The organism is Pseudomonas sp. GM50, assembly GCF_000282375.1.
GTDB lineage: Bacteria > Pseudomonadota > Gammaproteobacteria > Pseudomonadales > Pseudomonadaceae > Aquipseudomonas.
On sequence record NZ_AKJK01000026.1, the window covers coordinates 1 to 12,310 of the forward strand.

Annotated in this window: 13 protein-coding genes and 2 pseudogenes; 9 read left to right on the forward strand and 6 right to left on the reverse strand. The window is 59.1% G+C overall.

Going from position 1 to position 12,310, the window contains the following annotated elements:
* Positions 1-179, forward strand: a pseudogene (locus PMI30_RS31250) (MFS transporter); the annotation flags it as partial.
* 59 nt (positions 180-238) lie between these two features.
* Here PMI30_RS31250 and PMI30_RS24275 read toward each other — a convergent pair.
* The 3 genes from PMI30_RS24275 to PMI30_RS24265 form a co-directional block, all read right to left on the reverse strand.
* Positions 239-2,713 carry a TonB-dependent siderophore receptor gene (locus PMI30_RS24275; RefSeq protein WP_008006762.1) on the reverse strand — a complete coding sequence of 825 codons (2,475 nt, stop codon included), beginning with the start codon at positions 2,711-2,713 and terminating at the stop codon, positions 239-241.
* Positions 2,714-2,806: 93 nt separating this feature from the next.
* A complete protein-coding gene (locus PMI30_RS24270; RefSeq protein ID WP_008006764.1) occupies positions 2,807-3,763 on the reverse strand; it encodes a FecR domain-containing protein in 957 nt (318 codons plus the stop codon).
* Positions 3,760-4,281 carry a sigma-70 family RNA polymerase sigma factor gene (locus PMI30_RS24265; protein ID WP_008006766.1) on the reverse strand — a complete coding sequence of 174 codons (522 nt, stop codon included), beginning with the start codon at positions 4,279-4,281 and terminating at the stop codon, positions 3,760-3,762. The genes PMI30_RS24270 and PMI30_RS24265 overlap by 4 nt, the downstream gene beginning before the upstream one ends.
* A gap of 76 nt (positions 4,282-4,357) precedes the next feature.
* Here PMI30_RS24265 and PMI30_RS32065 point away from each other — a divergent pair.
* A pseudogene (locus PMI30_RS32065) lies at positions 4,358-4,435 on the forward strand (hypothetical protein); the annotation flags it as partial.
* A gap of 60 nt (positions 4,436-4,495) precedes the next feature.
* On the opposite strand, the gene PMI30_RS24260 reads toward PMI30_RS32065, so the two are convergent.
* On the reverse strand, positions 4,496-4,858 hold the full coding sequence (locus PMI30_RS24260) for a DUF427 domain-containing protein (protein ID WP_007907061.1): 363 nt from the start codon (positions 4,856-4,858) through the stop codon (positions 4,496-4,498).
* A gap of 151 nt (positions 4,859-5,009) precedes the next feature.
* Between PMI30_RS24260 and PMI30_RS24255 the strand changes: the two genes are divergently transcribed.
* The 5 genes from PMI30_RS24255 to PMI30_RS24235 all read left to right on the forward strand — a co-directional run bounded on the left by PMI30_RS24255 (position 5,010) and on the right by PMI30_RS24235 (position 9,473).
* Positions 5,010-5,339 carry a DHCW motif cupin fold protein gene (locus tag PMI30_RS24255; protein WP_007907062.1) on the forward strand — a complete coding sequence of 110 codons (330 nt, stop codon included), beginning with the start codon at positions 5,010-5,012 and terminating at the stop codon, positions 5,337-5,339.
* 115 nt (positions 5,340-5,454) lie between these two features.
* The gene (locus PMI30_RS24250; protein ID WP_032834930.1) at positions 5,455-7,404 is read left to right on the forward strand and encodes a DNA topoisomerase III; all 1,950 of its coding nucleotides are present in this window, start codon (positions 5,455-5,457) and stop codon (positions 7,402-7,404) included.
* A 163-nt stretch (positions 7,405-7,567) separates the two neighbouring features.
* The gene (locus PMI30_RS24245) at positions 7,568-8,107 is read left to right on the forward strand and encodes a GNAT family N-acetyltransferase (protein ID WP_008006770.1); all 540 of its coding nucleotides are present in this window, start codon (positions 7,568-7,570) and stop codon (positions 8,105-8,107) included.
* Positions 8,108-8,718: 611 nt separating this feature from the next.
* On the forward strand, positions 8,719-9,048 hold the full coding sequence (locus PMI30_RS24240; protein ID WP_007904423.1) for a hypothetical protein: 330 nt from the start codon (positions 8,719-8,721) through the stop codon (positions 9,046-9,048).
* 125 nt (positions 9,049-9,173) lie between these two features.
* Entirely contained in the window at positions 9,174-9,473 is a 300-nt protein-coding gene (locus PMI30_RS24235; protein ID WP_008006772.1) for a hypothetical protein, read from the forward strand.
* Here PMI30_RS24235 and cynR read toward each other — a convergent pair.
* Positions 9,459-10,364 (reverse strand): transcriptional regulator CynR, encoded by a 906-nt coding sequence (cynR, locus tag PMI30_RS24230; protein WP_008006774.1) that lies wholly within the window; start codon positions 10,362-10,364, stop codon positions 9,459-9,461. The genes PMI30_RS24235 and cynR overlap by 15 nt on opposite strands.
* Before the next feature lie 118 nt (positions 10,365-10,482).
* On the opposite strand from cynR, the gene cynS reads away from it, so the two are divergent.
* Together cynS and PMI30_RS24220 are read left to right on the forward strand one after the other, a co-directional pair.
* The gene (cynS, locus tag PMI30_RS24225) at positions 10,483-10,950 is read left to right on the forward strand and encodes a cyanase (protein WP_008006776.1); all 468 of its coding nucleotides are present in this window, start codon (positions 10,483-10,485) and stop codon (positions 10,948-10,950) included.
* Positions 10,951-11,091: 141 nt separating this feature from the next.
* Positions 11,092-11,751 (forward strand): carbonic anhydrase, encoded by a 660-nt coding sequence (locus PMI30_RS24220; RefSeq protein WP_008006778.1) that lies wholly within the window; start codon positions 11,092-11,094, stop codon positions 11,749-11,751.
* Positions 11,752-11,842: 91 nt separating this feature from the next.
* Here the strand turns inward: PMI30_RS24220 and PMI30_RS24215 are convergent, their stop codons facing one another.
* The gene (locus PMI30_RS24215; protein WP_008006780.1) at positions 11,843-12,184 is read right to left on the reverse strand and encodes a BON domain-containing protein; all 342 of its coding nucleotides are present in this window, start codon (positions 12,182-12,184) and stop codon (positions 11,843-11,845) included.
* Between the last annotated feature and the right edge of the window lie 126 nt (positions 12,185-12,310).

Sequence of the window (12,310 nt, forward strand, 5' to 3'; positions counted from 1 at the left end):
ACCACATCGGCAACGGCTGGTTCGGTGGTTTCCTGCCGACGGTGTCGTTTGCCTTGGTGGTGTACACCGGGGATATTTTCTACGGGCTGTGGTACCCGGTGGTGATTACCGGGGTGAGCCTGGTGGTGGGGATGATCTGTTTGCGTGAGACCAGGAACGTGGATCTGGATACCAACTGACAGTAACGAACAGCAAAAAAACGCCCCGCCAATGCGGGGCGTTTTCATACCCGCCTGCGTTAGAAGCTCGCTTTGACCGACACCATAAAATTGCGTGGGTCCCCGTAGTAGTTACCGAAGCTCTCGGTACCGATGGTGGCGTAGTAGCGTTTGTCGAACAGGTTATTGCCGTTGAGCGCTACCGACCAGGTGTCATCGATGCGGTAGCCGATGCGACCGTTCCAGATCGCATAACCCGACTGGCTGATTTTCTCGCCACTGGCAGGTGAAACCCGGAAGTTGTCGCTTTGTGCGTTTACCCCGGCCCCCACAGTGAACCGCTCAAGCGACCCGCTCAGGGCGTAGTCGCCCCAGATGCGCAACAGGTGCCGAGGTACATAACTGTTGAACGCTGCTCCCTTGAGGCTGGTGTCGATGTCGTCGAGGGTTTTGGTCTGGGTGTAGGTGTAACCCGCGAGCACTTGCAGGCGCTCGATGACTTCACCACTGATCTCGGCCTCGAAACCCTGGGCGCGAACCTTGCCGGCGTTGACGTAGCAGTAGCCATCCGATGAAGGACAGGATGAGTTGTAGTCCGTTTGCGCCTGGTCTTTCTGAAGCGTGCGGAACAGATTGAAAGCGCTGTTCAGGCGACCGTCGAACCAGGCGCCCTTGATCCCCAGTTCATAACTCTGGCCTACCAGCGGCTTGAGGGCCGAGCCGTCTTCCGAGCGGAAATTGCCTTGCGGCGTAAAAATATCCGAATAGCTGGCATAGGCTGTCAGATTCTCATTGAGGTCCAGCAGCACACCGGCAAACGGAGTGACCTGCCCGGTTTCCGTGGTACTGGAGTGTTCAGAGGTACCCGAGTTAATAAATTCGGAGTCGGTATCGGAGGTGTACCAACTCACCCGACTGCCGACGACAACGGTCAAAGGATCCGCCAGTTTCAGACGCAAGGTCGAGTAAACGCCCTTCTGTTTGGTCACAGTCTTGACCGGGCCACCGCGAGATGAGTTGTCGATGAAGTAGCTGTCGTCCGGCTCGGGAATATGCTTGTCGGGGTTGAACACATTCTGGCGCTGCGGCAGAAAGGCGACCGAGTAGAAGTCGTCCTTTTTCGAACGGCTGGCGTTGAAACCCACCACCAGCTCATGCTGCTGACCGAACGCATCGAACTTGCCATCCACGTAGGCATCGAGGCCGTAATCGACCTGGTCGTAGTCGTACAGGCTGCCAAGCATGCCGGTAGTGTTGGTGCCCGGCGTCACGGATCCGGAGGCGAACGTGTATTTGATGTCCTGGGTGTTTTTCGTATAAACGCTTGCGACCTTCAATGCCCAGTCTTCGTTGATCTGGTGTTTCAGATCACTGAATAGGGTGGTGCGTTTACTGCGCCAGGTATTCCAGGATGGATCGAGGCAGGTCGAGCGACTGAGTTTCAAATCGCTACGATCCCTATAGCGCGGCAGGCCGCCCCAGCAAGGACTGGCATCAATGTCCTCATAGGCAACGCCCAGACCAAGGGTCGTATCGGGGCTCACATCGAAATCGAGCGCGCCGTAATACACCTGATCCTTGCGACTGGCGTCGTCAATAAAGTAATGCCGGCTCTGCTCGGCGATCACCGCCCGGCCGCGTAATGTCCCGGACTCATTCAGCGGGCCGCCGGTGTCGACCTGTCCGCGATAGTTGTCCCAGCTGCCGCCGGACAGCGTGATGTCGGTATGGGGGGTGGTCTGGCCGCGCTTGCGAACGAAGTTCACTCCCCCGGCGGTGCCGCCCGAGCCTTTCATCATCCCCGCGGCGCCACGCAAGACTTCGACCCGGTCGTAATACGCCATGTCACCGCTGAAACTGTCGGCCTGAACATAGAGGTTGCCCATGTCCAGCGGTACACCGTCGTACTGATATTGGCCCGACATGCGGAAACCGCGCGAATAGAAGTACTTGCCACCCATGGTCGAGTCGTAAACGGTGATGCCCGGAGTCTTTTCCATGACCTGGTCGATGGTGTTCAGGTTCTGGTCATCGAGCATCTTGCGGGTCATCACCGTGACCGATTGCGGAGTCTCCTTGAGGGAGTGTTCGCCCTTGCCGATGGTCACTGCCCCCGTGGTGTACGAGCCGCTGTTCTCGGTGGTCGCGCCCAGCATCTGCCCATTGATGTTGGTGGCGCCCAACTCCAGAGCCGAGCCGGCAGCAGGAATCGGCCGCAGCACGTAAGTACCGTTGGCCTGGGGCTCGGCTTGCAGACCGCTACCGCCAAGTATCCGCGCGAAACCTTCGCTGACACCGAATGCACCTTTGAGCCCGGATGATTTCAACCCTTCGGTTTGCCGCGCATCGAACGAAATCGCAGCGCCTGCGGTGCTGGCGAAACGGCTGAGGACTTCAGTCAGGCTGCCCCCGGCGATGTCGAAGGATTGAACCAGATTCTGTTGTTCCACCGGTGCCGCAATCGCCACAATCGGCCAAACGCCAATCGTCGTTGCCGCGAACAACCCGAACTTCACTGCGAAAGCCAAACGATCTGGCGTGTACACCCGAGACATGCTTACCCTCCCCCAAAACACTTGATGAAAACTCATTGAGGGATAAGCCGAACGATGCGTATGAAAAGTGCAAAGTACTGAGATTTTTTTGAGCTAGTGCATATCCCCGGCCGAAACATTGACCCAATATCGACTGTATCGGCTGATGCGCAGCGACAAACCGCTCTCCAGCGCGGCCAGCGCCAGGTCTGTGTTATCGATGGGAAAAGCGCCGGACACCTTGAGATGGGCAATGCGCGGATCACAACGCAACACGCCTGTGCGATAGCGCGAAAGGTCCGCCAGCAATTCCGCCAATGGACGGTCGATGGCGAGGATGCTGCCCTGTTGCCAGGCACCGACCGAAGCATCGTTGCGCCGTACCGCCCCCAACGAGCGGCCATTGAAGTCCAGGGATTGTCCGGCCTCCAGGCGCACCCTCGATGCACCGCCAGACGAACTGACCTCTACTGCCTTCTCGAGTACCGCCACCTCGCCGCCCTGCTCCTGGGACCGGACGATAAAGCGCGTACCCAAGGCCAGCACCTCGCCATGGCGGGTGACCACTTTGAACGGCCGCTGCGCGGGATCGACAGCGGTAGTCACAAGAATCTCGCCCCACAACAGTTCCAGCACGCGTTGACGACCATCGAAACGCAGGTTGACCGAGGTGTCGGTGTTGAGCAGCAATGAGCTGCCATCCGCCAACCGGAACTCACGGCGTTCACCCACGGCGGTGCGCAGATCGGCAAACAGGTTCCGGGATGTTTCACTGCGCCAACCCAACCAGCCCAGCGAACTGGCCGACCCCAGCACCAACACACTGCGCAACACCTGACGACGGGATCGTTCAGCGCCCCGCAAAACAGGCGAAGCCAGGGCGCCTGGCACGCTCGCCATCTGTTCACCCACCGCAGTCATCCGCTGCCAGGCCTGACGATGCGACGGGTCAGCGACCAGCCAGTCGTTCCAGGCTGCTCGATCCGAATCGGTCGCGACGCCAGACTGAAGTCGGGCGTACCACTGGGCGGCGATGCTGATTGCCTTCAACTCAGCGGGAGAAAGGCTCATGCCAGTTGCAACTGAATCTGCATCAAACAGCAATGCTCCATGGCCTTGGCCATGTAGTTGTTGACCGTGCGTGTGCTGATATTCAGACGCTCGGCAATCTGCGGGTAGGTCAGGCCATCGAACTGAGACAGGATGAACGTCTGCTTGACCTTCGCGCCCAATCCTTGCAGCAGGCGGTCGATTTCCATCAAGGCCTGCAACAGGATCGCCTGTTCCTCCAACGATGGCTGCTGCCATTCGGGCATGGCGGTCAAGGCTTCCAGATAGGACTGCTCCAGCGAGCGCCGACGGAACAGATCGATCAGCAAGCCCTTGGCGATCATCGACAGGTAGGGTCGCGGTTCGCGAATTTCCAGCGCACTGCGTGCCTTGATCACCCGAACGAAGGTGTCCTGCGTCAGGTCTGCCGCATCGAAGGCATTGCCCAGACGCTTGCGCAACCAGCCATTGAGCCAGCCGTGATGGTCGCAATACAGATCATTGACGGCGCTGCGTAGGGATAAATCGTTGGAAGACATGACAATGGAATAATTCGCGAGTGATAATGACTCGCATTGTCATGTGTGCGACAGGCGATTTGCAATAGCCACGATGTCCTCGCCCTACCACATCGGCAACGGCTGGTCCGGCGGTTTCCTGCCAACGGTGCCGTTTGCGTTGGTGGTGTACACCGAGGTGAGCCTGGCGATGTGATCGGTACAAAAGCGCCCTCACCACAGTGTTTTCTGCATATCAGGTATCAAGCACCTCAAACGTCACTTCTTCAGGATAAAACGCCACATACCCGCCAATCTGCGCGACTGAAACCTTCGGGTGCTCATAACTCCATACCGCATTGGCCCCTTCATGCCCGGGGATTTGCAGGCTGAAATAGCTGGCATCGCCCTTGTACGGGCAATAGCTGGTGTGGTCGGTGCGGGCGAAATATTGTTCGGCGATGTCCTCCCGGGGGATGTAGTACACCGGAGGATAATTGGCCTCATGCATGACCAGCGCCCGAGTGGACGACGCCACTTGAATGCCATGGAACTTCACCACCACGCAGCCGGGCTGAGGGCTGATGGCGATGGGATTACCGGGTCCGGGGGCTTTCATAGAGTGGGATCCTCTGTCGCTGCTGCGCTGTATCGCGATCCGACAGGTATACCTCATGTTTCGGTATCACGACTGCTTCACAGCCGAACGGAGCTTGCTTGAGCTACAGTGCAGGTCCTCACAAAAGCATGCCCCACACTTGGAGAGCAGCATGGACATTGCCAACATCCCCTTCGGCACCACCGACTGGTCGCAAATCGAACCCACCGAACACCCGGGCGAGACCGGCAGCGCCCTGTGGCGCACCCGGCAGTTCGGCGCGATTCGCGCGCGTATCGTCGAATACACGCCCGGGTATCTGGCCGATCACTGGTGCTCAAAGGGGCATGTGCTGTTTTGCCTGGAGGGGGAACTGCACACCGAACTGGAAGACGGTCGAGTCTTCGTGCTCACGCCGGGAATGAGCTATCAGGTGGCGGACAATGCCGAAGCGCATCGTTCATCCACCGCCATTGGCGCCCGGTTGTTTGTGGTGGATTGACCGCTGTCATCAACCGCAACAGCTCAAGCTGTACATCCATACAGATAAAGATTGCTCCATCGCTCATCAGCCGCCATTCTGTGCACCTCTCGAACACTGATCGATGATGGTGGTTATGCAGCTGTACCTCTGTGAAAAACCTTCCCAGGCCAAAGACATCGCGGCCGTGCTCGGCGCCAAGCGCCGGGGTGACGGCTGCTGGCTGGGAACGGGTGTCACGGTGACCTGGTGCATCGGCCATCTGCTGGAAACCGCACCGCCGGATGCCTATGACGCGCGTTACAAGCGTTGGGTGCTGACGGACCTGCCGATCATTCCCGAAAAATGGAAGATGACCGTCAAACCGCGTACGGCCAGCCAGTACAAGGCGGTCAAACGCTTGCTCGGCGAGGCCAGTGAACTGGTGATTGCCACCGACGCCGATCGTGAGGGCGAGATGATCGCCCGGGAACTGGTGGAGCATTGCCGTTATCGCGGGCCGATCCGGCGATTGTGGCTGTCGGCGCTGGACGATGCGTCGATCCGCAAGGCACTGGCGGCGCTCAAGCCCGGGGCCGAGACGTTCAGCCTTTATCATTCGGCGCTGGGGCGCTCCCGGGCCGACTGGTTGATCGGGATGAACATGAGCCGGCTGTTCACCCTGCTGGGGCGTCAGTCCGGCTATCAGGGTGTATTGCCGGTCGGTCGAGTGCAGACGCCAACCTTGCGCCTGGTGGTGGATCGCGACCGCAGCATTGCCGATTTCGTCCCCGTGGCTTATTGGGCGATCGATGTGCAACTGCTGCATGACGGCACCGCGTTCACCGCCCAGTGGCGTGCGGCCTCCGACGCTTGCGACGATCAGGACCGCTGCCTGAATCAGGCGCTGGCTCAACAAGCGGCTACGGCCATTAGCGGTGCGGCGAGCGCTCGGGTGATCAAACTGCGCACCGAACGCATGCGCGAAGTCGCGCCTTTGCCGTTCGATCTGGGTACCTTGCAGGAAGTCTGCTCGAAAAAGCTCGGGCTCGGCGCCCAGGAAACCCTCGACATCGCCCAGGCGCTGTACGAAACCCACAAAGTCATCACCTACCCGCGCAGCGACTGTGGCTACCTGCCGCTGAGTCAGCACAGCGAAGCCCCAAGTATTCTTGCTGCGCTGAGGCAGGCCGACCCGGCCCTGAACGCCTTGCACGATCACCTGGAGCCCCAGCGCCGCTCACGGGCCTGGAACGATGCCAAGGTCAGCGCTCACCACGGCATCATCCCCACGGCGGCGGCGAAAAACCTCGACCGCCTGGTGGGCAAGCAACGGGCGGTCTACACGCTGATTCGTGCACGTTACCTGGCGCAGTTCCTGCCCAACCATGAGTACGACCGGACCCAGGCCGACTTCGACTGTGCCGGTGAAGCCTTGCGCGCCGTGGGCAAACAGATTGTCGAGCCCGGCTGGAAACGCGCCCTGCCCGAGGCCCTCGCGCCAGCCAAGGGCCGCGAAGCACCCGCGCCGCAAACACTGCCGACACTGGCCGAAGGGCGTGACTGCGCGGTGGCCGATGTGAAGCTCAAGGACCTCTGGACCCAGCCACCCAAGCCGTTCACCGAAGGCGATCTGATCAAGGCGATGAAGAACGTCGCCAAACTGGTGGAAGATCCACTGCTCAAGCAAAAGCTCAAGGACACCACCGGCATCGGCACCGAAGCCACACGCGCCTCGATCATCCAGGGCCTGCTGGACCGCGGCTACCTGATCAAGAACGGCAAGGCCCTCGCGGCGACGCCGGCAGCGTTCAGCCTGATCGATGCCGTGCCGCGCGCGATTGCCGATCCCGGCACCACGGCGATCTGGGAACAGGCCCTGGACATGGTGCAGAGCGGTGAAATGAGCCTGGAAGAATTCGTTACCAAACAGGCTGCGTGGATGAGCAAGCAGGTAGCACGTTGCGCCGGCCTGAACCTGACCATCAGCGGGCCGGCAAGCCCGGCCGGGAGTGGCGCCACACCGTGGAAAAACAAACGCAAACCCGCCAAACGCAAGCCTTCGACCGGTGCCAAACGTGTGGCGAAACCGACGGGCAAGGCTTGAGGGCACTTGCAACGTATCGAAACCTGTAGGAGCGTGGCTTGCCCGCGAAGAATTCACCGCGGTTTTTCAGGTATTACGCGTTATCGTTCTTCGCGGGCAAGCCTCGCTCCTACAGGTTCTGCGACGCATCAGGCAACAGCCCTGCTTTCTGAAAGGTACGACAATGACGACAATCAGGAACCAGCCCTCGATAGAACTGCACGCCGCTCAGCGAGACGAACTGGAAACCATCGAAAACCTGATGCAGTTCTACATCTACGATTTCAGCGAATGGCTGCCGCTGAAACTCGGGGATCATGGCTTCTTCAACATCCAGCCCAAACTGGACTACTGGCGCAACCCCGCAACCAGGCCGTTTCTGATCACGGTCGACGGCGAGCTTGCCGGTTTCGTGACCGTGGATAACGAAACCCATATCGTCGGCGCGGAGCACAACATCGGCTACTTTTTTGTCAGTCGACGTTTTCGTGGCCAAGGCGTCGCGAAGTTTGTCGTCTCTGCCCTCTTGAACCGGTTCCCCGGTCAATGGCAGATTTTCCACATCGATGCCAACCAGCCTGCGCGGCTGTTCTGGGCCAGGGTGATGCCTGATCTCACGGGCGGTGAGTTCACCCTGCATCACCTGCCGATCGACGGTTATCCATGCACCGTTTACCGCTTTAAAAGATCGCAGCCTGCGGCAACTCCTACCCCGCCCCTGTAGGAGCGAGCGGTGCGGCGATCCGACTTGCCCGCGAAGAACGATGACGCGGTCCTGCCGTTTGTCCGCGTGAGTGGCCGATTCCAGCGACGCCACAGCCAGCCGCACCTGACTTTTTAATTCCAAAACCACTTTGTCCGACAATATGTAGTGAACAAAAATAATCACTACAAAACCGTTGACGCCTCCGATTTGCCCTTGCATGATGCAGACATCTCCCCGATCGGGAGTAAGGCAACACGTTTGAGCAAGCTCGTCTGACCGCCGAGCTGTTTTTCCCGGATACACGCTGCCCACAAGGCAGATTGAAGAAGCTGACCTGGCCTGAACGTCCAGTACAAAGGACGAGAAGCGCTGGCGATCAATCCTCATGAAGCTTGTGGCCGACCCTGAAAACGTCGGCAGTGGCCTCCAGGTTTTCGCCGCTTCTCTTCGTTGTGACGCTATTGCGTAGCAGTTATTCAACACGACTACATGCAGCAGACGCGGGCCCCCGTCAAATTGACGGCTGACCGCTGACGTCCTGGTTTCGGTGCCAGGGATCAACTAACCGATGGGCTACTTGTATTAGCGAATCAACTTTGAAAGATCACCAAATGGTCAAGGGGCTTACAATGAATCTGAACAATCAACCTACTATCGATGAACTGGCTCGCTTGTTCGCTGCGCAAAAAGACAGCCAGGACAGCCATATTCTGTGGATCAGCAAATCGGGCCAGGTTCATATCGACTGCCTGTCGCCCCATGCCCACGAAGCAGAGTTCGACCAGAACAACCAGAACCTGCTCGCCCGACTGAAAATGTACCGTCGCGGCCAGGGTTATGTCGGCAAGAAGGCCGCGGCCGACAAGGACTTCATCGGTAATGTGCTGCAAACGCTGAAACAGGCGTGGGCATCGATGCAGAACCAGAACGAAGTTCGGGTGATTGATCGGTTGTATTGATATCCCCTCTCAGTAAGAAAGAAGGCCCCGCTCGGAATATCGAGCGGGGCCTTTTCGTTTGTCTCGTGCGCACCAAATAAAGCTATGGTTAACCGTATGCCCTGCTGGATCCCTGGAGGCTTGCGATGAACAGAATCCTGACATTCATAATGTTGGCAATGGCCAATGTTGCCCACGCGAACACCCTCCCTGGCATTCCCTCATTCGATGTGGACTGCCCCGGTAAAGTCGTCGTCCATGCGGATCAGGACGGCCCGGTATTGATCAACAGTAAAGAGGCGGAAACCAAAGCCATCAACGATCGGCGCTTCGAAGCCAAGGGTTCGGGCATCACGCTCTCGATCATCCTCGCCGATGACGACTCAGTGACCGTGACCTCCACCGGCAAGGCTCCCAACGGGCTGTGCCAATCAGTGGATGACTGATTTCGCCGACTCGACCGCAGCCACGCCCAACACCAGGTCCATAAAGGCCATCGACGCCGCACTGTGATAGTTGTTTTTGCGCCGAAGCAGCGCGGCCCCTCGGTTGGGCGCCTCCCCCTGCAGCGGAATTTTGCGCAATGCCCGTTCCGCAGTGGCGATAGGCTCCGGGAGGATGGTGGCCATCGGCGCGTGACGAATGACCTCCAGCAGCGTACTCACCGAGTTCACCTCGATCGCCACCTTGGGCGTGATGTTCTGTTGTCGAAAATACTCGTCGATGGTGGATCGGGTGATGAAGTCCGGCGTCAGCAACGCGAACTCCAGTTGCGCCACCTCCTTTGGCGATAGCGGGTTCTGGCGCTCGTACAACGGATGACTGCGCCCGACCATCACGCCCAAGGTCTCGACAAATGCCGGCAGGCACTCGATATCGGGGCTCCTCACCGGGGTAAAGGCAATGGCAATGTCCAACGAGTCATCGAGCAACCCGGCCTCGATGTCATCCATCGACAACTCGAAAATCTGCAGATGGATGTTCGCAAACTTCGCCACGTAGTCGCGCACCAGCGGCCCCACCAGATACGCCATGAACGTTGGCGTCATGGCCAGTCGCAAAGTGCCGCGAGACAAGTCCTTCACGTCGTGCAGCGCACGTTTCCCCGCTTCAAGTTCCACCAGTACCCGACGGGCACTTTCGATATAGGCCAGCCCCGCATCGGTCGGCTTGACCGTGCGCGAGGTGCGGTCGAACAGGCTGACGCCGAGGGTTTCCTCCAGCTGCCGGATCTGCTGGGACAGCGTCGGTTGGGAGACATGCAACGCCTCGGCGGCGCGGGTGAAGCCGCCGTGGTCGGCGACTGCCAGCAAGTAGCGCAAATGTCGGAGCAGCATGGGGCACACCATCTATAGGCAGGACTTATGCCAGGCATTGTATATCGGTCTTGGACGCTATGAATCAATCGACCGAAGATGGCTCCACTTTCCAGCCACAACCGATAGGAGTCACACCATGCAACAGTCCCACGCTTACCAGGACCCGAGTCTGGCCCTGACCACTTCAATCCTCGATGCCAAGGCACGCAAGCATCTGTCCTGGCAAGATCTGACCGACGGCACCGGCCTGGGCTTGGCCTACGTCACCGCCGCCCTGCTCGGCCAGCATCCGCTGCCGAAAGCCGCCGCCAAGGTGATTGGCGAGAAACTCGAACTAGACGCCGACGCCGTGGCTCGCCTGCAGATCATTCCGCTGCGCGGCAGCCTCTCAGGTGTCCCGACCGACCCAACCATCTACCGCTTCTACGAAATGATCCAGATCTACGGCACCACGCTCAAAGCCCTGGTTCACGAGCAATTCGGCGACGGCATCATCAGCGCGATCAACTTCAAGCTGGACATGAAGAAAGTTGAAGACCCGGAAGGTGGTTCTCGCGCAGTGATTACCCTGGACGGCAAGTTCCTGCCATTGCGTCCGTTCTAAGACAACCTGTAGGAGCGAGGCTTGCCCGCGAAGAATGCACTGCGGTTTTTCAGGTATTACGCGTCATCGTTCTTCGCGGGCAAGCCTCGCTCCTACAGGTTTGTGCGTCTTAACCCCCTCACTCATGCAAGGAAGTCCGCCATGAAAGCGCTCATCGAAGGTTTATTGAAGTTCCAGAACGAAGCCTTCCCGCAACGTACCGATCTGTTCAAACACCTGGCCACCACCCAGCATCCCGGCACGTTGTTCATCACCTGTTCCGATAGCCGCGTAGTGCCGGAATTGTTGACCCAGCAAGAACCCGGCGAACTGTTCGTGGTGCGCAATGCCGGCAACATCGTGCCCTCTTACAGTCCGCACCCCGGCGGCGTGTCGGCCACGGTCGAATATGCCGTCGCGGTATTGGGCGTGACGGACATCGTGATCTGCGGGCATTCGGATTGTGGCGCCATGACCGCCATCGCCCAGTGCACATGCATGGATCACCTGCCCGCCGTCAGCGGCTGGTTGCAACACGCCGAGTCGGCCAAGGTCATCAATGACTCCCGCCCTCACGCCAGCGACGCAGCCAAGGTGAGTTCGATGGTCCGGGAAAATGTCATCGCCCAACTGGCGAACATCCAGACTCACCCGAGCGTGCGCCTGGCCCAGGAAAAAGGCCTGCTGAACCTGCATGGTTGGGTTTATGACATCGAGACCGGCTCCGTCGATGCGCTGGATGCCAGCCGTCGCAACTTCGTATCGCTGGCCGAGCATCCGGATACCTGTGCCGTTTATGGCCAAGCGGTCGAAGCCGCCTGAAGGCTTGGCGCAACGTTACAAAATGGGCTGGCGCGCGACTACGCCCGTCCATGGCTGCGAAGCAGGCATGACACTCGCAAGATCGCCCCGGTCATTTGTCGTCTGACGAGGGTGGCCGACGCTCAGTGGTCTCTTCGGCATTCGGTGCTTCTGGAGAATGTCCTGGGGTGAACACGTGAGTGAGCAATTCGCTGGCATCGATATTGACGACACCAGGCACCGAACGGGCCAGAGCAACAGCCTGCTCACACTGCCTGTGGGTGTTGACGCGACCGCTCAATGCCACCGTGCCCGCATGGGTTTTGACATGGACATTCAGGCCAAGGGTGGTTTCGGCCAATGCCAGGGCCGACTTCACCCGGGCGGTAGTCCAAGTGTCGTGAACGACCGTTTCCAGACCATGAGAATAATGTTGAAAGGAATGAAGTTTCATGGCGCAACCCTCTCTGACGTAATCAGATGCGCTGTCCGTCCCCACGCAGACACGGACACACATTAAGTATAGTGCGTGCCGTTGCCTGCGGTTGGAGGGCTGTCCCTGAACCTGTAGGAGCGAGGC